The 20,228-nt window shown below is 62.3% G+C and carries 19 protein-coding genes and 1 pseudogene; 5 read left to right on the top strand and 15 right to left on the bottom strand.

Translation table 11 applies throughout. The features are described 5' to 3' along the window. Positions 1-62: 62 nt before the first annotated feature. The 4 genes and pseudogenes from EV686_RS14800 to EV686_RS18895 all read right to left on the bottom strand — a co-directional run. Complete coding sequence (locus EV686_RS14800) at positions 63-974, bottom strand: spermidine synthase (RefSeq protein ID WP_132477722.1); 912 nt, start codon at positions 972-974, stop codon at positions 63-65. Between the two features lie 74 nt (positions 975-1,048). Next, on the bottom strand, positions 1,049-2,389 hold the full coding sequence (locus EV686_RS14795) for a Glu/Leu/Phe/Val family dehydrogenase (protein ID WP_132477721.1): 1,341 nt from the start codon (positions 2,387-2,389) through the stop codon (positions 1,049-1,051). Positions 2,390-2,534: 145 nt separating this feature from the next. Then, on the bottom strand, positions 2,535-2,975 hold the full coding sequence (locus EV686_RS14790) for a MarR family winged helix-turn-helix transcriptional regulator (RefSeq protein ID WP_132477720.1): 441 nt from the start codon (positions 2,973-2,975) through the stop codon (positions 2,535-2,537). A 161-nt stretch (positions 2,976-3,136) separates the two neighbouring features. Next, positions 3,137-3,268 (bottom strand): annotated as a pseudogene (locus EV686_RS18895) (MarR family transcriptional regulator); the annotation flags it as partial. 118 nt (positions 3,269-3,386) lie between these two features. On the opposite strand from EV686_RS18895, the gene EV686_RS14780 reads away from it, so the two are divergent. The 3 genes from EV686_RS14780 to chrA are packed head-to-tail and all read left to right on the top strand — an operon-like array spanning position 3,387 to position 5,291. Then, positions 3,387-3,740, top strand: coding sequence for a DUF1428 domain-containing protein (locus EV686_RS14780; RefSeq protein WP_132477750.1), 354 nt, complete (start codon positions 3,387-3,389; stop codon positions 3,738-3,740). A 10-nt stretch (positions 3,741-3,750) separates the two neighbouring features. Then, a complete protein-coding gene (locus EV686_RS19015) occupies positions 3,751-4,020 on the top strand; it encodes a hypothetical protein (protein WP_207901796.1) in 270 nt (89 codons plus the stop codon). A gap of 41 nt (positions 4,021-4,061) precedes the next feature. Continuing rightward, entirely contained in the window at positions 4,062-5,291 is a 1,230-nt protein-coding gene (gene chrA, locus EV686_RS14770) for a chromate efflux transporter (RefSeq protein ID WP_132477719.1), read from the top strand. A gap of 73 nt (positions 5,292-5,364) precedes the next feature. Here the strand turns inward: chrA and EV686_RS14765 are convergent, their stop codons facing one another. The 5 genes from EV686_RS14765 to EV686_RS14745 all read right to left on the bottom strand — a co-directional run bounded on the left by EV686_RS14765 (position 5,365) and on the right by EV686_RS14745 (position 9,981). Continuing rightward, positions 5,365-5,787 (bottom strand): Hsp20/alpha crystallin family protein, encoded by a 423-nt coding sequence (locus EV686_RS14765; protein WP_207901794.1) that lies wholly within the window; start codon positions 5,785-5,787, stop codon positions 5,365-5,367. A 240-nt stretch (positions 5,788-6,027) separates the two neighbouring features. Beyond that, entirely contained in the window at positions 6,028-6,789 is a 762-nt protein-coding gene (locus EV686_RS14760) for an enoyl-CoA hydratase (protein WP_132477718.1), read from the bottom strand. Next, complete coding sequence (locus EV686_RS14755) at positions 6,782-7,957, bottom strand: CaiB/BaiF CoA transferase family protein (protein ID WP_132477717.1); 1,176 nt, start codon at positions 7,955-7,957, stop codon at positions 6,782-6,784. The genes EV686_RS14760 and EV686_RS14755 overlap by 8 nt, the downstream gene beginning before the upstream one ends. Positions 7,958-7,961: 4 nt before the next feature. Beyond that, positions 7,962-8,945: a Bug family tripartite tricarboxylate transporter substrate binding protein gene (locus tag EV686_RS14750; protein WP_132477748.1), complete on the bottom strand. Its 984-nt coding sequence runs from the start codon at positions 8,943-8,945 to the stop codon at positions 7,962-7,964. Positions 8,946-9,096: 151 nt separating this feature from the next. Continuing rightward, complete coding sequence (locus tag EV686_RS14745; protein ID WP_132477716.1) at positions 9,097-9,981, bottom strand: LysR family transcriptional regulator; 885 nt, start codon at positions 9,979-9,981, stop codon at positions 9,097-9,099. A 145-nt stretch (positions 9,982-10,126) separates the two neighbouring features. On the opposite strand from EV686_RS14745, the gene EV686_RS19135 reads away from it, so the two are divergent. Further along, positions 10,127-10,471, top strand: a complete 345-nt coding sequence (locus tag EV686_RS19135; protein WP_377747901.1) for a helix-turn-helix domain-containing protein — start codon at positions 10,127-10,129, stop codon at positions 10,469-10,471. Further along, entirely contained in the window at positions 10,377-11,225 is an 849-nt protein-coding gene (locus EV686_RS14740; protein WP_377747900.1) for an RNA-guided endonuclease InsQ/TnpB family protein, read from the top strand. The genes EV686_RS19135 and EV686_RS14740 overlap by 95 nt, the downstream gene beginning before the upstream one ends. 150 nt (positions 11,226-11,375) lie before the next feature. Here EV686_RS14740 and EV686_RS14735 read toward each other — a convergent pair whose 3' ends face one another. The 6 genes from EV686_RS14735 to EV686_RS14710 form a co-directional block, all read right to left on the bottom strand. Next, positions 11,376-12,356: a Bug family tripartite tricarboxylate transporter substrate binding protein gene (locus EV686_RS14735; RefSeq protein WP_165972631.1), complete on the bottom strand. Its 981-nt coding sequence runs from the start codon at positions 12,354-12,356 to the stop codon at positions 11,376-11,378. Between the two features lie 224 nt (positions 12,357-12,580). Beyond that, positions 12,581-13,045, bottom strand: coding sequence for a preQ(1) synthase (gene queF, locus EV686_RS14730; protein ID WP_132477714.1), 465 nt, complete (start codon positions 13,043-13,045; stop codon positions 12,581-12,583). Positions 13,046-13,077: 32 nt separating this feature from the next. Continuing rightward, a complete protein-coding gene (locus EV686_RS14725) occupies positions 13,078-13,647 on the bottom strand; it encodes a VUT family protein (protein ID WP_132477713.1) in 570 nt (189 codons plus the stop codon). Between the two features lie 228 nt (positions 13,648-13,875). Next, on the bottom strand, positions 13,876-16,425 hold the full coding sequence (gene dosP / locus EV686_RS14720) for an oxygen-sensing cyclic-di-GMP phosphodiesterase DosP (protein WP_132477712.1): 2,550 nt from the start codon (positions 16,423-16,425) through the stop codon (positions 13,876-13,878). A 296-nt stretch (positions 16,426-16,721) separates the two neighbouring features. Then, positions 16,722-17,885 carry a BaiN/RdsA family NAD(P)/FAD-dependent oxidoreductase gene (locus tag EV686_RS14715; protein ID WP_132477747.1) on the bottom strand — a complete coding sequence of 388 codons (1,164 nt, stop codon included), beginning with the start codon at positions 17,883-17,885 and terminating at the stop codon, positions 16,722-16,724. 53 nt (positions 17,886-17,938) lie between these two features. Beyond that, a complete protein-coding gene (locus EV686_RS14710; protein WP_132477711.1) occupies positions 17,939-20,200 on the bottom strand; it encodes an arginine/lysine/ornithine decarboxylase in 2,262 nt (753 codons plus the stop codon). Positions 20,201-20,228 lie beyond the last annotated feature (28 nt).

The raw sequence follows: 20,228 nt of genomic DNA, 5'->3' as shown, positions 1-20,228 counted from the left end.
TTGGGCGCGTGGTCATTGTGACATGAGCGCCGCGACTTGCCTATCCTGCGAGAGGATACGGCCTATTTCCCATAATCCGGCTCGTCGCGCAGTATTTCCGCGTCCTCATGTTCGCCCCGCACTACTGAAAACCGGGACACGGCGCCTTCCGCATCGATGCCGAAGGGCTTCAGGCGTTCGGCCAGCATCGCGGCATTGCGCTGCAGCAAGGTTTCGTCCGACAAGGCGCCCGCCGAAGCGACAATGACGCGATTGCCCCCCAATCCGGAGCGCAGATTGAAAAACTCGCCGAATACGGCGGCATAGGTGGCCGATTCACGTTCGTACATCCGGCTGCGCGTAAAGGAGTTGGCAACCACCAGGCCGCCAGGCGCCAGGATGCTGCGCACATGCCGCAAGAACTCCAGCGTGAGCAGATGGGCAGGGATATAGTCGACGCCGAAGGCATCCAGCATCACCATGTCGTACCGCCGGCCTTCCCGGCCCGCCCTCTCGACGAACGCGCGCCCGTCTTCCACGTGGACCCGCTGGCGCGGGCCGGTCTCGTAGCCGAAAAAGCGCTGCGCCACGCGCAGCACCGCCGGATCCAGCTCCACCGTGTCGATGACGGCCTCCGGCAGCAGCTTGTGCAGCGCGACCGGCAGCGTGCCGCCGCCCAGGCCGATGATCAGGACCGAGGCCGGATCGGGCTTCGCCAGCAAGGCGCTGGCCATCAGACGCGTGTAGGCGAACACCATCTTGTCCGGATCGTCCAGTTGGAAGCAGGTCTGCTGCCCGCTGCTTTCGATTTCGGTGAAGTTCATGCAGCGCTCGCCATACTGTTCGAACACCACCACGGGCGCGAACTCGGAAGGCTCGATATGCAGCAGGCGCGCCTCCGACGTATCGCTGCCGGCCCGCTGTCCGGTCAGAACCAGGACAAGCGCCGACACGGCCAAGAGGAGGAATGCGGCCCGGCTGCGCAGGAGCTTCATGGGCTAGTCCGCCGCTTCCTCTTTCCCGGACGCTGCCAGAACCGCTGCGCCCAGTACTTTTGCCGCAGCCGTCATCACGGATACAGGCCGCGCAGTTCGCGCGCCTGCAAGATGCGCGAGCACGCCACGATGAAGGTCGCCGTGCGCAGCGATACCTTGTGCTGCTGCGCCACCTGCCAGACGGCGTTGAACGCGTCCTTCATGATCTTGACCAGGCGCTGGTTGATCTCGTCCTCTGTCCAGAAAAAGCTGGAGAAGTCCTGCACCCACTCGAAGTAGCTGACCGTGACGCCGCCGGCATTGGCGATCACGTCAGGCAGCACCAGCACGCCCTTGTCGTTCAGGATATCGTCGGCCGTGGGCGTGGTCGGGCCGTTGGCGCCTTCGATCACCATCTTGGCCTTGATGCGTGGCGCGGTGTCCTTGTTGACCTGCCCTTCCAGGGCGGCGGGGATCAGGATATCGCAGTCGACGCCCCAGAACTCGTCGTCGGCCATGACATCGGCCTTGCCGAAGCCGCTGACGCCGCCAGTCTCGCGCACGTGCGCAAGCAGCGCCTCTACATCCAACCCGCCATCGCGGTACACGGTGCCCGTGTGATCCTGCACCGCCACGACCTTGGCGCCGGCCTCGGCAAACAGCTTGCCGGCCGTGCCTCCGACGTTACCGAAGCCCTGTATCGCCACGCGCACACCGTCGATGGGCAGCCCGATCAGCTTGGCGGCTTCCACGCCCACGGTGAACACGCCGCGCCCGGTCGCCTCACGCCGGCCCAGCGAGCCGCCCAGCTCGATGGGCTTGCCCGTGACCACGCCGGTAGCCGTGGCGCCGACGTTCTGTGAATAGGTATCCATCATCCAGGCCATGACTTTTTCATTGGTATTCACGTCCGGGGCCGGAATGTCCTTGGTCGGCCCGATGATCAGGCCTATCTCGCTGGTATAGCGGCGCGCCACCTTTTCCAGTTCGTTCTGCGAATACTTGCGCGGGTCGATGCGCACGCCTCCCTTGGCGCCGCCATAAGGCACGTTGACGGCGGCATTCTTGACAGACATCCAGGCCGACAGCGCCATCACTTCGGACAGGGTCACGTCCTGGTGGAAGCGCACCCCGCCCTTGCCCGGGCCGCGCGAAAGATTGTGCTGCACGCGATAGCCCTCGAAGTGAGCCACCGTGCCGTTGTCCAGTTCGATGGGAATATCGACGATCAGCGCGCGCTTGGGGCGCTTGAGCGTCTCTACCCACTTGGCCAGGTGTCCCAGATAAGGAGTGACACGGTCGACCTGCTGCAGATAGATGCCCCACGGGCCAAGATGCTCGGGATCCAGGTAGGATAACAGCGGGTGCGTGGAATGCTTGGGCGAAATGTGCTTGCCGGCATGAGGCGATTGATCGTTTGCGTCTGAATGAGTCATGGCTCGAATATCCAATACATACGTCGGGAGAAAAGCCTCAAGCAGGCCTTGCGGGCTCAAGGCAACGAAAGACAGCATCGTCAACGATACATTACACCGTCCGCAGCCATATTGATACCAATCACCCGTCCTGTAGAAGGCCTATTCACGCCAGCATCCGCAAACTCGCGCGCAGGTCCTCCATGACCTCGGCGCCCAGTTGCGCGTCGAACTCGGCATGTGCATTCGTCCAGATGGGCAAAGCCTCCGACAATACCCGATGCCCTTTCTCCGTCAACGCCAGCAGGCGGCTACGGCGGTCGTCGGGATCGCTATCGATCCTCACCAGGCCTTGCCGCTCCAGCGGCTTGATCGCGGCGGTCAAGGTGGTGCGATCCATGGCCAGCAACTGCGCCACGGGCTTGATGGCCGGCGGCTGGGGACGATTCAGCGCCATCAGCAGCGAAAACTGCCCGTTGGTCAACCCTACGGGCCGCAAGGCCTCGTCGAAATGGCGGGCCAATGCACGCGCGGCGCGCTGCACATGCAGGCACAGACAGGTGTCGCGCACATGCAGCGTCGTTTCAAATGGAATTTTCTTTGACATGGCTGCATTATTATGTTGATATCAACTTTAATCAAGTTCGAAGAATCCCGGGATGGCCGTCCGGGTGGTTGCACCTTGCAGTACTTCCCTATATCCAAAGGAGTATGACATGAGTGAGATGAAATACGTCGAGGGATTCGTATTGGCCGTGCCTCGGGCCAGTTGGTCAACCCTACGGGCCGCAAGGCCTCGTCGAAATGGCGGGCCAATGCACGCGCGGCGCGCTGCACATGCAGGCACAGACAGGTGTCGCGCACATGCAGCGTCGTTTCAAATGGAATTTTCTTTGACATGGCTGCATTATTATGTTGATATCAACTTTAATCAAGTTCGAAGAATCCCGGGATGGCCGTCCGGGTGGTTGCACCTTGCAGTACTTCCCTATATCCAAAGGAGTATGACATGAGTGAGATGAAATACGTCGAGGGATTCGTATTGGCCGTGCCTCGGGCCAACAAGCAGGCGTATCGGGACATGGCCGCAAAAGGCGTTCCCCTGTTCAAGGAATTCGGCGTAACCCGCGTGGTGGAATGCTGGGAAGACGACGTGCCCGACGGCAAGGTTACCGATTTCCGCAGGGCGGTCCAGGCGCAGGAGGACGAAGCCGTGGTATTCAGCTGGTTCGAGTACCCCTCCAAGGAAGTGCGCAACGCTGTCATGGAAAAAATGACGAACGATCCGCGCATGAAAGAGATGTGCGAACCGATGTGCTTCGACGGCAAACGCATGATCTTCGGCGGCTTCATGCCCATACTGGATAACTGAAGGGAGCGGCATGACAGACATGATCACCTGCCTGTGGTTCGATCACGGCAAGGCGCGCGATGGAGGCAATGATGACGATGAGGAAGATCGACATCGCCGGGATCGAAGCCGCGCGCAGGGGGGACAAGACTCCGTAAGCGGCGTCCGGCTTACGGAGCCGACCGGGCTGCCGTGCCGGGGCCTGCCGGACCGACCGACGGCATCCACCTCGGGAAAACTGCCTGAAAGTGTCGTAGACTATCGCTCTCCCATCCCGGCCTGCCGCTACAGTGAACAGTGAAGACGGGAACACTCCAGCCTGACACGAAACGCTACGCACAAATGACGGATCCGACAAATCCGAAGGATGGCAAAGCGCCACCCGCACCCGGCACGCCAGCCGAGGTCTTCGGCGCTTTTCTCAAGCTGGGCCTGACATCCTTCGGCGGCCCCATAGCGCACCTGGGCTACTTCCGCTCGGAATTCGTCGATCGCCGCCGCTGGCTGGACGACCGCAGCTATGCTGATCTGGTCGCCCTGTGCCAGTTCCTGCCGGGACCAGCCAGCAGCCAGGTCGGCATGGCCTTGGGATTGCAACGCGCCGGCTGGCTGGGTCTTCTGGCGGCCTGGACCGGATTCACCCTGCCTTCGGCCATCGCGCTGATCCTGTTCGCTCTCGGGCTCTCAGAATACGAGGACATGGCCCGATCCGGCTGGGTGCAGGGACTCAAGGTCGTAGCCGTAGCCATCGTGGCGCAGGCCGTATGGGGCATGGCCAGGTCGTTGTGTCCGGACAGACCGCGTGCCGCCATGGCCATCCTGGCGGCATTGCTGACCATGACCGTTCCCTCGGCGGCGGGCCAGGTCGCCGCCATTGCTGCAACGGGATTACTGGGATGGCTGAGCCCGAGCGTGCCGCAGACTGGCGGAGGACAGGCCCGACGCTATCCCGTTTCACGCAGGGCAGGCATCGCAGCATTGCTGCTGTTCGCAATCCCTCTCATTGGCCTGCCCTTATGGGCCGCGACCTCGGGCTCATCCACAATCGCCCTGCTGGAAGGAATCTACCGCTCCGGCGCGCTTGTCTTTGGCGGCGGCCATGTCGTGCTGCCGCTATTGCAGTCCACAGTCGTACCCGGCGGCATCGTCGACAATGCCGATTTCCTGGCAGGCTATGGCGCCGCCCAGGCCGTCCCCGGTCCCCTGTTCACCTTCTCCGCCTACCTCGGAGCAATCGCCAACGGACCGCTGCATGGCTGGACCGGCGGCCTCGTACTGCTGGTGGCCATATTCCTGCCGGCGCTTTTTATCCTTGTCGGCGTATTACCGTTCTGGGAAAGCCTGCGCCATCGCACCGGCATCCGGAAGGCCATGGCAGGCATCAATGCCGGCGTTGTCGGCATCCTGCTGTCTGCCCTCTATGACCCGGTCTGGAGCAGCGCCATACACGGCAAGGCCGATTTCGGGCTGGCGCTGGTCTCATTCGGGTTGCTGACGGTCGGACGCCTGCCTCCGGCATTCGTCGTGCTGCTGGCCGGTCTTGCGGGCTGGGCCATGGGAATGGGGGCTTGACGCCTGCCTCAATGTAAAAAACGGGCCCGGACGCCACATGGCAACCCGGGCCCGATGCATGGTCACATGCCTGTCACTGGTTCAGCGCAATCCGCTTGACGCGTGAGCCGGCCGATTGGTCCTTGGGCAGGTCGATCGTCAGGACGCCGTTCTTGAAACTGGCTTTGACGTTCTCTTCATCGATGTCGTAGCCCAGGCGCAGGCGACGCTCGAAACGGCCATAGAACCGTTCGGAAAACTGCTTTGCGTCGTCCTGTTTCTCGGCCTGCTTTTCTCCGCGGATGGTCAGCACGCCGTCTTCCAGCAGCAGTTCGACATCCTTTTCCTCCAGGCCGGGCAGTTCCGCCGTCACCTGCAGGGCCTTGTCCCCGTCCGTGACCTCCAGGCGCGGCCAGTTGCCGGTGAACGCCGGCGTGAATACATCGGAAGGCGCGGCAAGGTCGAACGACCTGAACATATCGTCAAACAGGCGATTCATGTCACGCTGAAACGACATGAACGGATGATCCGTACTTTGGGAAGACACTGCTGGAGCCTGGCTCCGCCGACCCCAGGAGACAAGATCACGAACACTCATCATTCACCTCCTGTAAAAGACAATCATGAACAACAACCTGTTCCCAGCCTTGCCGGCAAGACTGCCCTCCGGCGATGAATCCGCCGGGAACCTCTATCTGGAATATAAGGTCCGGAAGATGAATTTCAAGTGGTTTTCGCGGCTTCTCTTGCTCGCTTTCTAAGCCGGCCTGCGCCCCAGGAACCCTTCCACTCCCCGTCGAAACGACGCGCTGCCGTAAACATTCTCGATCAGGTCGTCGTCCTCCATGCTCTGCTCGATCAGCAAGCGCCGCAGGCTTTCCTTGACCGCCGACTGCGTCACCCGCGACAGTTCGCCGAGGCGCAGCGCCAGGGCATGCGCCTCGGCCTGCAGGGATTCGGCGGGATGAACGGCATGGACGAAACCGCACTGGCGCGCTTCCTGCGCATCCAGCGCCTCGGCCAGCATCAGCATGCGCTTGACGCTCGTCATGCCGAAAGCGGCGACCAGGCGCGCCAGATTGCGCGTCGACAGCGTATTGGACAGGGTGCGGGCAATAGGAACGCCAAAACGTGACTTTTCGCTGCATACGCGAAAATCGCATGCGGCCGCCAGCGCCAGCCCGCCGCCTACGGCCCAGCCGTCGATCACAGCGACAGTCGGCGCCGGCAGGCGCTCCACCGCATCCACCACGCTTTCCACCTGCTTTTCGTATTCGATGCCTGCGCTCCCATCGCGAAAATCCTGGAAGTAGGAGATGTCGGTGCCCGCGATGAACGACTGGCCGCCAGCGCCGCGCAGCAGCACGCAGCGCACGCGCTCGTCCTGGGCGCACGCACGCACATGCGCAACCAGCGCGGCATACATGTCCATCGTCATGGCGTTGCGCTGCGCCGGGCGGTCGACCAGGATTTCCGCAACACCGTCTTCGGACAGCGTTTTCCGTACCGGCTCACTCATGGTGCGCTTCCATTCCCAGTTCGGCGAGAATTTCCTGGTTGTGCTCGCCCAGCAGCGGAGGATGGCGGCGTACCTGCTGCGGCGTGCCGGAAAGCTTGACGGGAAAACCGATATTCTTGACCTTGCCTTCGATGGGATGGTCGATTTCCATGCACATGCCCCGATGCTGGCCATGCTCGCTGTCAAACGCCTCCGGATAAGAAAGGATGGGCCCGGCCGGGATGCCGGTTTCCAGCATCAGGTCCACCCATTCCTGGCTGTCGCGCCTGGCCAGTTCCTTTTCCAACTCATCGATCAACGCCTCGCGGTTCTTCAGGCGATCCGCGATCGTAGCGTAATCCGCATGCTCCAGCAGATCTGGCCGTTCGATCAGGCCGCACAGCCTGGCCCACAGCTTCTGGTTCGTCGCCCCCATGACGAAATATCCGTCGCGCGCCTTCACGGCCTGGTACGGCGCGCTCATTTTGTTGCTGGTACCCACGGGGCCGGGCGCCTCGCCCGTCCCCCAATAGGACGACATGTCCCAGATAGAGAACGCCATGGCGGCGTCGAACAACGCGGCGTCGATGTGCTGCCCCTCCGCACCGTTCTTCACGCCGATATAGGCCGAGAGAATGGCGTAGACCGCGAACATGGCGCAGCCTATGTCGGCGACCGGCACTCCCGCCTTGACCGGTGGACTGTCCGGGTAGCCCGTCACGCTCATGACGCCCGACATGGCCTGCGCCATCAGATCGAACCCCGGCCTGGTCGACCAGGGGCCGCTTTGCCCGAAACCGGAAATACTGGCATACACCAGGCGCGGGTTGCGCGCCTTGAGCGTGTCGTAGTCGATGCCCAGCCGCTGCACCACGCCGGGCCGGTAATTTTCCACCAGGATATCGGCCGTCTCGACCAGACGATAGAACACCTCGCGATCACGCTCATCCTTCAGATCCAGTGAAAGAGAGCGTTTGTTCCGGTTCATATTGAGAAACCCCATGCTGTCCGGACCGCGCATCTTGAATCCCATGGCGGCGCGCGTCTGGTCCCCCTGCGGCGGCTCGATCTTGATGACATCGGCCCCCATGTCGCCAAGCAGCATGCAGGCAAACGGCCCCGCCATGACCTGGCTCACATCCAGCACACGCACCCCTTTCAACGGCAGATTCACTGCGCTCTTCGACATTTTCTTACCCCTCTGCTGTGACACCCGCGACGCGAACGACCTCGCCCCACTTCGTATATTCGTCCTGCATGAAGCCGGCGAACTTCTCTGCCGAACCGCCGCCATCCTCCACGCCGTAGCCCTCGAACCGCTCCACGACGTCGGGCATGGCCAGCACGGCATTGATTTCCTCGTTCAGCATCTGCACGATTTCCGCGGGCATGCCGGACGGTCCGGACACCCCATACCAGCTCGATGCGTCATAGTTCTTGAATCCCAGCTCATCCATGGTGGGCAAATCGGGAAAGCTCTTCGTGCGCGTCATGCGGGTCTGGGCCAGCGCCTTGAAGCGTCCGCCCTGCACATGCGGCGCCGAGGCCGTCATGGTGTCGAAGCTGTACCCGATCTGGCGCCCCATCATGTCGGAATGCATGGGTCCCGATCCCTTGTACGGCACGTGCAGGCCCTGGACATCCGCCGCGGCATTGAACATGGCGATGGCCAGGTGCTGGACCGAGCCGACGCCCGAGGAACCGAATGTGACTTTCCCCGGCGCGGCGCGGCACGCCTCGACGATTTCCTGCACGGAGTCGACGGGATTGTCGACGCTGGTCACCAGCAGGTGCGGCGTCGCCCCGATCGAGACAATGGGTGTGAAATCTTTCAATGCATCGTAATTGATGCGCGACTGGAACAGGTGCGGAGCAATGGCATGCGTGTTGACATGAGTGATCAGCAGGTTGATGCCTTCCCTGCATTCCGTGTTGGCGAAGTAGCCGGCGGCCAGCATGCCGGTGGCGCCGGGCTTGTTCTCGACCACCACGGCCTTGCCCCAGCGCTCTCCCAGCTTCTGGCTGATGATGCGCGCAAACGTATCCGTGCCGCCGCCCGGAGCCCAGCCGACGAAAATACGGATTTGCCCCTCAGGCAAGGAAGAGGGTTGCGCCCAGGCGTGCCAGGGACTGGTCATCAGCGCGGCTGCGCCGGCCAGGAAATGACGCCGTTTCATCATTGAGTCTCCTACGGAATGTTGTTGTATGGCTATTGTTCATTCCGTGCACTTTCGCCGCAATATGATTCACATCATGTCTGGTTTCGAATTTCAGCAAACCAGAGGGACACATAAAGATTCGAGAGGCCAGGCGCGGCCTGGACGGCTATCAGGGATGCAGGAGTGTATCGACCACGCGCTCGAGCGCCAGGCGCTGGGCCCTGCCTTCGACGCTGGACAGCACATAGTGCCGCTGATGCCAGTTCCCGGCCAGTTCCAGTTGCCGCAGTTCTCCCGCCGGATCCAGGCGCCGTGCAACGCCGGGAGGAATGAGGCCGATTCCCAGCCCTTCCCTGACGAGAGCCAGCATGGTGTCGAACCCGCTGACCGTCAGGTCGTCCTGGAAATGCCGGCCATGCAATTGATAGGTGCGCTGCACGGCAGCCAGAATGGCCGAACCGCGGCCCAGGCAAACGATAGGCAGATCCATCAGTTGTTCGATGGAAACAGGCCCGCTTCCCAGATGAAAAAACCCGGGATGATGGATCAGCGCCAGATGATCGTTGCGGTAAGCATGGCGCGGCATATTCAGGAAACCGAGCGTCTGCTCGTAAATGCCGATATCGATGACTTTATCGCGCAACAATTGCTGGATGATCTTGCTGTTTTCCTCGACCACTTTCAGGGCGATGCCTGGATAGCGGCTTTGCACGTTTGCCAGATCCCGTCCCAGGAACTGCATTATTGCCGCCTTTGGAGCGCCAATAATGACTCTCCCTTCGCTGCCCCGTCCCAGGGCTCGGGCATCGTCGCGCAAGCGATGCACCAGGCTGTCGATCTGGTGGACATGCCGCAGCAGTTGCTCGCCGGCGACCGTGAGCTTTACGCCATGCGGCTTACGCTCGAACAGCGCAACGCCAAGCTGCGCCTCCAGTTCCGACAGACGACGCGAGGCCGCCGCCACTGCCAGCCTGCAGGTTTCCGCTGCTCGCGAAATACTGCCTTCTTCGGCGATGGCCAGCAGCAGGCGGACAGTGATCGAGTCCAGTTTCATGGCGGTTCGCAAAATCGCAGGGCCCGCCTGCGGGAAAGCCATATTACCCTCTTGCGCGGAAAGCCCAGCCATTCATGGCTGGGATGGATAGCGCGGATGGCGCAGCCATCCTATAATGCTGTATATATAAACAGTTCCATGAGTCATGCGACGCCTTCAAGCCTTCCGATACGCACTGATGCCCACTGGCGAACAGCAGCGCCACATGCGCCGCTTCGTATTCAATAAGGCGCTGGCCTTGCAGAAAGAACGCTTTGCGCAAGGCGAAAAGACGCTGAGCTACGCCGATCTGTGCAAGGCGCTGGTCCAGTGGAAGGCCCGGGCGCAAACCTGCTGGCTGTCCGACGCGCCCAGCCAGGCGCTGCAGCAGGCGTTGAAGGATCTGGAGCGAGCTTATGCCAACTTCTTTGCTGGGCTGGCTGCGCTACCGCAACAGCCACCGTGTCCTGGGTACGGTGAAGAATGTCACCGTCAGCCTGTCCGATGGTAAATGGTTCGTGTCCATCCAGACTGAGCGTGAAGTCGCGCAGCCCTTGCCGCAATCCACGACAGCGGTGGGCATCGACATGGGCATCGCCCGCTTCGCCACGCTCTCGGACGGCACGTTCCATGCGCCGCTCAACAGCTTCAAGCAGCATGAGATGGCGCTGCGCTGTGCACAGCAGGCCATGAGCCGTAAAATGAAGTTCAGCAGCAACTGGAAGCGCGCGAAAGCCCGCGTCCAGCGTATTCATGCCCGCATCGGCAATGCTCGCCGCGACTACCTGCACAAGGCCACGACAGCCATCAGCAAAAACCACGCGCTGGTTTGTATCGAGGACTTGCAGGTTCGGAACATGTCCAGGTCGGCGGCAGGTACCACCGAGCAGCCGGGCAAGCAGGTTCGGGCCAAGTCGGGCCTGAACAAAGCCATCCTCGACCAAGGCTGGTTCGAGTTCCGCCGCCAACTGGACTACAAGCTGGCGTGGAACGGCGGGTATCTGATCGCCGTGCCGCCGCGGAACACGAGCCGGACGTGTCCGTGCTGCGGTCATGTGTCGGCGGACAGTCGGCTCACGCAAGCGCGGTTCCGGTGCGTCGGGTGTGGCTTCGAGGAAAACGCCGATGTGGTCGGTGCGATCAATGTGTTAAGGGCGGGACACGCCCGGTTCGCCTGTGAAGTGAGCGATGCGGTCAGGTCGCCAGCAGCAGGAACCCACCGAAGCGGCTCAGGGGCGGCTCAATGCCGCGCCTGGGTGCCGTAGGAATCCCCTTCCTTTCCGCGCAAGCGGCAACCACAGGTTGAGGAACGGGAGGATGTCAATGCACGCGGACGACCGCCATCATGCCGCCGGCAGCCCCCTTGCCGGCCATGCGGGCCGGACGATCCCGCACAGCTGGCCGCGGAGGCATTGTTATTTGGCCTCGATGCCCGCCTGCTCGACGACACGCGCATATTTGCGCCTTTCCTCGCGCACCAGCCCGGCGAACTGCGCGCCTGTCGACTCGCCCGGATTCAGCCCCTGCTCCGCCAGCCATGCGCGTACTTCCGGCTTGGCCAGGACCTTGGCCAGCGCTTCCTGCAGGCGCACGGCGACCTCATCGGGAAGACCGGCCGGCGCCCACATGCCGTACCAGGATACGAAATCCATGTTCGGAACTCCAGCCTCTTTCAGCGTCGGCACATCGGGCAGCAGATCACTACGCCGCTCGCCCGTGACGGCGATGGCGCGCAGGCGTTCCGCCCGGACCAGCGGGAGCGTCGTCAGCACCGGATCCATGATGGCGCTGACCTGTCCGCCCGCGATGTCGGTCAATGCATGCGCCGACCCCTTGTAGATCACCATCGGGATGCGCGTGCCGGTTTCCACGTTGAAGGATTCCATGGCCAGGTGGCCGCCGGAGCCGAAACCGCCCACGCCGAAGTTCACCCGGTCGGGATGGGCCTTGGCATGGGCGATGAAATCCTGGACATTGTTCACGCCGCTGTCCGGCGCGACGACGAAGACCAGCGGCGTACTGGCGACCATGCCGATCGGCGTGAAATCATCGTCCAGATTGAAACGGGGCTGCTCTTTCATGACCAGCGGGTTGACAATGATGGTGCTGGCCGTCAACAGCACTGTATGCCCGTCCGCGGGTGAACGCGCGACGGATTCCGCGCCGATATTGCCCGACGCCCCCGAGCGATTTTCCACCACGATCTGCTGGCCGAGCTCCTGGGCGAGGTGAACGGAGAGCGCCCTGGAAACTGCATCCACCGTTCCTCCGGGGACAAAGGGGGCCACCAGCCGGATCGGCTTGCTCGGAAAGCTTTCCGCCGCGGCCAGTTGCAACGGCAGAGCCATCAGCGCCGCTGCCACCCAGCCCCGCCAGCCTCGTATTTCCTGCTTCATACACACTCCCCTGTCTTCGCGCCGGCCCATCATCGCCAGCCTATGATTTCTGCATTTTTCTGCATTGGGGATAGTTTATAGAGACAGGAACCCAACTCAAATAATCATTTTCTTGGTTCTTTATGCAATATAAATATAAACGCACATCATGCGCCGCGGCGGCACGGCTGCGAGTCACTCCCGCCTGAAGTCGGGAGCTTCCTCGCCACAGCTGGACCGGTGTCTCAGCCTCTTCCCCGGTAGGCGGGCACTCCCGTATCCGGCACCCACACGCCATCCGGCGCATTGCCGGTCTGCCAGAACACATCGATGGGAATGCCGCCACGCGGATACCAGTAGCCGGCAATGCGCAGCCAACGGGGCTCCAGCAGGGCAACCAGCCGCTTGCCGATGGATACGGTGCAATCCTCGTGGAACGCACCGTGGTTGCGGAACGATGTCAGGTAAAGCTTGAGGGACTTGGATTCCACCAGCCAATCCTGCGGCACATAGTCGATGACCAGGTGCGCGAAATCGGGCTGCCCGGTCACAGGGCAAAGCGAGGTGAACTCCGGCGCGGTGAAACGGGCGACATAGGCGGTATCCGGATGCGGGTTCGGCACGCGCTCCAGGACGGCGGACTGCGGGTCCGCCGGAGCCTCGACCATGCGGCCGAGCTGGCTCAGCGAAGAAACGTCACTACTGGACATTGAAATCTCCTTGAATACGGGGGTGGCAGTGGTCAGGCCGGCTGCATGCCCATGGCAAGTTCGCGCCGGCGCAGCAGACGGATCACGGGGATGGCCAGCAGCACCATCCAGCTCTTGCCCACGATCTGGCCCCATGTGTATTCCAGGCTGCCGAACGCCAGCCACAGGAAGATGAGCGTATCGATCACCAGGCCGACGATGCTGGAGGCCACCACGGCCAGCACCAGGCGGCGGCGCTGCAGTGGCGTATAGACGGCCAAGTCGGCCAGCTCGGAAAACAGAAAGGCCGCGACGGACGCGACAACCAGCGCGGGCGGCGCAACCCACCACGACAATACGCCGCCGACGGCGATCGCCACGACAGACCACGAAACGCCAAGGCGGCGCTGGACCAGATCGCGCAGCACCAGAGCCAGACCCGCCATCAATACCGCGCTGGGCGACATCAAACCGGGGGCGACTGGAATCAGGCAGGGACCGCCAGGATGGCAGACAGTACCGACATTCTGTACCATCCAGTTGGCAACGGGGACACAAAGCGCGAAGGCGAGCAGAAAGGCAAAGCCTTCGACGCGGCGACGCGAGTCGAGGGAAAACGACATGAACACTACTCCGGGCGAACAGGCAGCACAAGCCTGGGCGCAGACAAGCGAAAGAAAACCGGCTGTCCTTGCGAGAAAACATATGTCATTCGGCAAGGGCGGCCACCTTGACGGGGCGGCTGACAGGTGCGAAAACCTGGGCCGGGGCCAGCGTCAGTACGGAATTAGACTGTATCCCGCCCCGATTGGCAACGCCCGCGGCGAAAATCCGGAGGGGACGCCCTCCGGTTACCGCATCTCCCCGCGTTTTTCCGGGGAGTGATGCGAGAGCCACGCGGGAATATCCGCGGGTGGCAATGGCCTGGAAAACAGATAGCCCTGCATGACGGGGCAGCGGTGCAGCGCCAGCAGGGCCATCTGCTCTTCGGTCTCCACGCCTTCGGCCACGACGGCAAGCTGCAGGGCCTGGCCTATGCCGATGACGGACGCCACCAGCGAGCGCAGCTGTTTTTCCTTCAGGCATCGGTCGATGAAGCTGCGGTCGATCTTGACCTCGGTGACAGGCAATGTCACCAGATTGGACAGGCTGGAGAAGCCCGTGCCGAAATCGTCCACCGACAGCCCGACGCCCAATGCACGCAGCGCATGGACGACTTCCAGCTTTTCCGGCGTCAGCGACATGGCGGCGCTTTCCGTGATTTCGATGGTCAAATCAACGCCCGACAAGCCGTATTCCTTCAGCAGCCCCGCCACATAGTCCGGAAGCAAGCGATCGCGGAAGCTGAACGGCGACAGGTTCACCGATACCACGGGGATCCCTATGCCTGCGCCGCGCCATGCCTCCATCTGCCGGCAGGCCTCCCTGAGCGCCCAGCGGCCCAGATTTTCTATTTCTCCGATCTCCTCCGCAAGACCGATGAATTTTCCCGGAGGAATGCTGCCCAGCTCGGGATCGGACCAGCGGGCCAGCGCCTCGACGCCGTAGAGCGTGCCATCGCCCGCCCTGACCTGCGGCTGATAATGCAGATGCAGCCTGCTTTCCACTATGGCACGCCTGAGTTCCTGTCCCACGAACAGCCTGGTCTTGGCCTCGGAATGCGTTTCATAATCGAAGAAGCGGCAGGCGCCGCCACCCGATGCCTTGGCCTGATACATGGCTTTCTTGGCCTGCTCCAGCAGCGCATCGCAACAGCTTCCGCTTTCCGGGTACATGCTGATGCCGACACTTGCGCCAAGGCTGAGCCTGTCCTGATCGATGCTCATCGGAGCCGCAATCGCGGCACGCAGGCGTTCGGCCAGGCGCGACGCTTCCGTGGCATCGAAATGCGTGGCCACGATGACGAACAGATCGCCTTCCGTACGGCCGAGAAACACATTGAGATTCACGTGCTCCAGCAAGCGGCCGGCGATCTGCACCAGCGCCCTGTCGCCTGCGCTATGACCCAGGGCGTCATTGACGTCCTTGAAGCGGTCGAGACCGATACTGAAAACCGCCATCGCCTGTCGCGGATTCTGCTCGATCCACTCGCCGATGTAGCGCGCCAGATGATTGCGGTTTGGCAGTCCCGTCAATTGATCGAACTGTACCAGGCGACTGATCTGAAGCCGGCTTTCTTCGCGTTCGATCGCCAATGCGCACAGGTGCGTGCTGGCTTCGATGATGTACTCATGGAAGGCCGTCGGCCTGCCCGGCTGTTGTGAATAAAAGGCAAAGGTGCCCGCCACGCTGCCGTCGGGACGCTTGATCGGATAAGACCAGCAGGCCCTGAGCCCGTATGCCAGCACTGCTTCCCTGACACCCCGCCAGAGCTTGTCGCTGGCGATGTCCTCGGTCACGACCGGCTTGCCCCTGGCCACGGCGGTTCCGCAGCTTCCGGCCCCCTCGCCGGTCTGCACGCCATCGACCATGGCATTGTAGCCATCGGGCAGATAGGTGGCCGCCCACAGGCGTAGCCTGTCCTGCTCATCCACACGCAGCAGGGACGGCAGGATATCCGGCGCAATCTCCTTTACGCGCCGGGAGATATACCCACCCAGATCCTCGAACGAGGTGCTGCTCGTCAAGGCCCGGAGCACATCCCTCTCCAGGTCCCTGATCAGGCGGCGCTCAGTCACGTCTTCCAGCACCACGACCGCATTGGTGATCTCACCATTGTCTCCGGCGATTGGGTTCAGGCTGCAGTTGACCCACAGCTCGCGCCCGTACTTGTCCTGGGCCAGGATTTCTTCTTTATATCCTCCCTGCATCCAGGCAAGGGAGCGCAATCGCTCCAGCGCCGAGATATCCGTCCTGGGGCTGGAGAGCAGTTCTCCGGGGGCCTTCCCCATGGCTTCGTCAAGGGTGTAGCCGAACAGTTCGGTGAACGCCTTGTTGGCCTGCAGCAATCTGCGTTGCCGGTCGATGATGAACACGGCATGCGCCGCATGATTCATGATCAGGCGCAGCAGCCTGTTTTCTTCCCGCAATGCATTTTTTTCCGAAAAGGCGAAAGCCTGGATCAGATAATGGCCCTCGCCACCCAGCACTCCGCGCGAACAGAAAAAATCCACGCATTGCGTATCGCCGTCTTTGCGGCATATATGCATATTTTCGGACATGCGCGAGGACTCGTCCGCCGCGACCGCGGCAAGGGAGCTCGATTGCCGCTCCAGCGGCAACAGAATCCTGCAGCTCTTTCCCAGCAAGTCTTCCTTGCGATAGCCCCAGAGGTTTTCCGCGGCTGCATTCAGGAAGAGGACGTTTTCTTCATCGTCGGCCAGGACAAACGCGACCAGCGACTGCACCACTGCGGGCAGAAGTCTCTGGGCAACGCCAGTCTCTGGCCTGTCAAACGTCATTGCGATTTCCTACCATTGTGACCAGACCGGATGCATTCCAAAAGAAACATCTTTCTTATCGTCACGAGCCGGAGATTGTTTAGGACCTGCCGGCGCCGACCCGTCCCCGGCAAGCCGCATATCTCCAGAATCCGCATCGATACAGGCCTTGCACCATGATCGGCATGTCATATGGCAATCATGATATCCGAATCATGAACAATTTCACCTGTAAATAAATGAAATTTTCCGACATATCCGGAGCATACCCGGCGCACCGGCCGATGAAAAGCGCCGGCACAGGGGCGGCCGCAGCCTCAGGCAGCCGTCAGTGATCGCCCGCAGGCCGTTCCGGAAGCCCAGGCCCACTGAAAGTTGTAGCCTCCCAGCCAGCCAGTGATGTCCAGCGCCTCTCCGATGATGTACAGCCCCGGCACGTTGCGCGCCTGCATGGTTCTCTGGTCAATGGCCCGGGTGTCCACCCCTCCGCGCATGACTTCCGCCTTTTTATAGCCCGCAGTGCCCGTCGGGACGATGGTCCAGGCATGCAGGCTAGCGGCAAGCCGGCGGATGCGCGCGTCCGGCAGTTCCGCCAAACGGCTGCCGCCCAAGGCTTCCGCCCCCTGGCTGCGCAGCCAGCCGTCCACCAGCCGGCGCGGCCAGTGCGCGGCCAATATCGTGGACAGTTGCTGGCGGCCGGTGTGCTTGGCCTGCAGCAGTTCTTCTTCCAGATCCTTCCCGGGGGCAAGATCGATGCTCAAGGGCTCGCCCGGATTCCAGTAGCTGGATATCTGCAGGATGGCCGGCCCCGAAAGCCCTCGATGCGTCAGCAGCAGATCTTCCAGGAAGTAGCCCGCGGAACGTCCCTTCCCAGTGGAAACACCGGCTTCCAGTGCAACACCGCTCAGTTCCGCGAAGGGCTTCCATTGCTGTGCGTCGAACACCAGCGGCACCAGCGCCGGCCTGGGCTCGATGATCTTCAGTCCGAACTGCCTGGCGATCTTCAGGGAGAAATCCGTCGCTCCGAGCTGGGGAATGGCCATGCCTCCCGTCGCCAGCACCAGTTGCGCGGCATGGATGGCGCCCTGGCTGGTCTGCAGGACAAAGCCGTCGCCATTCCGGGATACGGACTGCACCGTGCAGGGCATGCGCCACGCTACGCGCGCATCCTCGCACTCCGAGCGCAGCATGCGGATGATGTCTTCGCTGGACTCGTCGCAGAACAATTGCCCGCGATGCTTTTCATGCCAGCGTATGCCATGGCGCTCCACCAGGTCCAGGAAGTCTCGCGGCGTATAGGCGGACAGCGCCGAACGGCAGAAATCCGGATTCTGCGACAGATACTGCGCATGCGTGACACCGGTATTGGTGAAGTTGCAGCGCCCTCCGCCGGAGATGCGGATCTTCTCGGCCAGGCGCTGCGCATGCTCGACCAGCAGCACGCGCAGCCCCCGCTGCCCGGCCATGGCGGCGGCCATCATGCCGGCCGCGCCCGCGCCGATGACGACGGCGTCGTAGCGGGATGAACTCACATTTACTCTTCGCGGATGCAGTCGACGTAGTAGCGCAGATTGCCGTTCTCGTCCCGCTCGGTGGCAAGGCCGTGCACGTCGGTTTCGAATCCGGGAAAGCGGTCGTTGAATTCGCGCGTGAAGCGCAGATAATCCACGATGCGGCGGTTGAATCGCTCTCCCGGGATCAGCAGGGGAATGCCCGGCGGATAAGGCGTCAGCAGCACGCCCGTCACGCGCCCTTCCAGATCGTCGATGGCCACGCGCTCGACCTCGCGGTGCGCCATCTTGGCGTAGGCGTCCGACGGCTTCATGGCCGGCACCATGTCGCTCAGGTACATTTCGGTGGTGACGCTGGCGACATTGTGGTCGCGATAGGCTTCGTGCACCGCCTGGCAGAGATCGCGCAGGCCCATGCGCTCGTAGCGCCGATGCGCCTTGTGGAAATCGGGCAACACGCGCCACAACGGCTGGTTGCGGTCGTAGTCGTCCTTGAACTGCTGCAGGGCGGTCAGCAGCGTGTTCCAGCGGCCCTTCGTGATGCCGATGGTGAACAGGATGAAGAAGGAATACAGGCCGGTCTTTTCCACGACCACGCCGTGCTCCACCAGGTACTTGGACACCAGCGAGGCCGGGATGCCGCTGTCGGCGAAGGTGCCGGAAATGTCCAGGCCGGGCGTGACGATGGTCGCCTTGATCGGATCCAGCATGTTGAAGCCCGGCGCCAGGTCGCCGAAGCCGTGCCAGGCGTCGCCCGACTCCAGCAGCCAGTCTTCCTGATCGCCGATATCGTCCGCCACCAGGCGGTTGGGACCCCACACCTTGAACCACCAGTCGTTCTTGCCGAACTCGGATTCCACCTTGCGCATGGCGCGGCGGAAATCCAGGGCTTCGGCGATGGATTCCTCGACCAGGGCCGTGCCGCCGGGAGGCTCCATCATGGCCGCCGCCACGTCGCAGGACGCGATGATGGCATACTGCGGCGACGTGGACGTATGCATGAGGTAGGCTTCGTTGAACACGTTGCGGTCCAGCTTGCGCGTTTCCGCGTCCTGCACGGTAATCTGCGACGCCTGCGAAAGCCCGGCCAGCAGCTTGTGCGTGGAGTGCGTGGCGAAGATCATGCTGTCCTTGCAGCGCGGGCGGCCCGCGCCGATGGCGTGCATGTTCTTGTAGAACTCGTGGAACGCGGCGTGCGGCAGCCAGGCTTCGTCGAAATGCAAGGTGTCGATTTCGCCCGAGAGCTGTTCCTTGATCATCTCGACGTTGTAGATGACGCCGTCATAAGTGCTTTGCGTCAGCGTCAGGATGCGCGGGCGCTTGTTCTTGGCCTGGCTGGCGAACGGGTTGGCCTCGATCTTGCGGCGAATGCTTTCCGGACTGAATTCCTCCAGCGGGATGGGGCCGATGATACCCAAGTGATTGCGCGTGGGACGCAGGAACACCGGAATCGCGCCCGTCATGGTGATGGCGTGCAGAATGGATTTGTGGCAATTGCGGTCCACCACGACGATATCGTTGTTGGCCACGTTGGCGTGCCAGACGATCTTGTTCGAGGTGGATGTGCCGTTGGTCACGAAGAAGCAGTGATCGGCGTTGAAGATGCGTGCGGCATTCAGCTCGGACTCCGCCACCGGGCCGGTATGGTCCAGCAGCTGGCCCAGCTCGTCGACCGCATTGCAGACGTCGGCGCGCAGCATATTCTCGCCGAAGAACTGGTGGAACATCTGGCCCACCGGGCTCTTCAGGAAGGCCACCCCTCCCGAGTGCCCCGGGCAGTGCCAGGAGTACGAGCCGTCGGACGCATACTTGACCAGCTCGCGGAAGAACGGCGGCGCCAGGCCGTCCAGGTACTGGCGCGCCTCGCGGATGATATGGCGCGCCACGAATTCGGGCGTGTCCTCGAACATATGGATGAAGCCATGCAGTTCGCGCAGGATATCGTTGGGGATATGCTGCGAAGTGCGGGTTTCGCCATACAGATAGATGGGGATTTCCTCATTGCGGAACCGCAGCTCGCCGATGAAGGCGCGCAGGTTCTTGATGGCGTGCGCCACGTCTTCCGGCGAGTCCACGTCGAACTCCTCATCGTCGATCGACAGGATGAACGCGCTGGCGCGGCTTTGCTGCTGCGCGAACGAGCTCAGATCGCCGTAGCTGGTGACGCCCAGCACTTCGACGCCCTCGGCCTCGAGAGCCGCCGCCAGGGCACGGATGCCCAGGCCCGAAGCGTTCTCCGAGCGATAGTCCTCATCGATGATGACGATGGGAAAGCGAAATTTCATGGCCAGACTCCCGCTGATGCGCTGATTA

This window comes from Paracandidimonas soli (genome assembly GCF_004342005.1).
GTDB classification, from domain to species: Bacteria; Pseudomonadota; Gammaproteobacteria; order Burkholderiales; family Burkholderiaceae_B; genus Paracandidimonas; species Paracandidimonas soli.
The sequence above is the reverse complement of the archived record's forward strand: the minus strand, read 5'-3'. Positions and strand labels throughout refer to the sequence as shown.

Bases quoted from the DNA above. Each gene is read 5' to 3' on its own strand.
- EV686_RS14800 (WP_132477722.1), bottom strand. From the start codon at position 974: ATGAAGCTCCTGCGCAGCCGGGCCGCATTCCTCCTCTTGGCCGTGTCG.
- EV686_RS14795 (WP_132477721.1), bottom strand. From the start codon at position 2,389: ATGACTCATTCAGACGCAAACGATCAATCGCCTCATGCCGGCAAGCAC.
- EV686_RS14790 (WP_132477720.1), bottom strand. From the start codon at position 2,975: ATGTCAAAGAAAATTCCATTTGAAACGACGCTGCATGTGCGCGACACC.
- EV686_RS14780 (WP_132477750.1), top strand. From the start codon at position 3,387: ATGAAATACGTCGAGGGATTCGTATTGGCCGTGCCTCGGGCCAACAAG.
- EV686_RS19015 (WP_207901796.1), top strand. From the start codon at position 3,751: ATGACAGACATGATCACCTGCCTGTGGTTCGATCACGGCAAGGCGCGC.
- chrA (WP_132477719.1), top strand. From the start codon at position 4,062: ATGACGGATCCGACAAATCCGAAGGATGGCAAAGCGCCACCCGCACCC.
- EV686_RS14765 (WP_207901794.1), bottom strand. From the start codon at position 5,787: ATGTCGTTTCAGCGTGACATGAATCGCCTGTTTGACGATATGTTCAGG.
- EV686_RS14760 (WP_132477718.1), bottom strand. From the start codon at position 6,789: ATGAGTGAGCCGGTACGGAAAACGCTGTCCGAAGACGGTGTTGCGGAA.
- EV686_RS14755 (WP_132477717.1), bottom strand. From the start codon at position 7,957: ATGTCGAAGAGCGCAGTGAATCTGCCGTTGAAAGGGGTGCGTGTGCTG.
- EV686_RS14750 (WP_132477748.1), bottom strand. From the start codon at position 8,945: ATGAAACGGCGTCATTTCCTGGCCGGCGCAGCCGCGCTGATGACCAGT.
- EV686_RS14745 (WP_132477716.1), bottom strand. From the start codon at position 9,981: ATGAAACTGGACTCGATCACTGTCCGCCTGCTGCTGGCCATCGCCGAA.
- EV686_RS19135 (WP_377747901.1), top strand. From the start codon at position 10,127: ATGCGACGCCTTCAAGCCTTCCGATACGCACTGATGCCCACTGGCGAA.
- EV686_RS14740 (WP_377747900.1), top strand. From the start codon at position 10,377: ATGCCAACTTCTTTGCTGGGCTGGCTGCGCTACCGCAACAGCCACCGT.
- EV686_RS14735 (WP_165972631.1), bottom strand. From the start codon at position 12,356: ATGAAGCAGGAAATACGAGGCTGGCGGGGCTGGGTGGCAGCGGCGCTG.
- queF (WP_132477714.1), bottom strand. From the start codon at position 13,045: ATGTCCAGTAGTGACGTTTCTTCGCTGAGCCAGCTCGGCCGCATGGTC.
- EV686_RS14725 (WP_132477713.1), bottom strand. From the start codon at position 13,647: ATGTCGTTTTCCCTCGACTCGCGTCGCCGCGTCGAAGGCTTTGCCTTT.
- dosP (WP_132477712.1), bottom strand. From the start codon at position 16,425: ATGACGTTTGACAGGCCAGAGACTGGCGTTGCCCAGAGACTTCTGCCC.
- EV686_RS14715 (WP_132477747.1), bottom strand. From the start codon at position 17,885: ATGATGGCCGCCGCCATGGCCGGGCAGCGGGGGCTGCGCGTGCTGCTG.
- EV686_RS14710 (WP_132477711.1), bottom strand. From the start codon at position 20,200: ATGAAATTTCGCTTTCCCATCGTCATCATCGATGAGGACTATCGCTCG.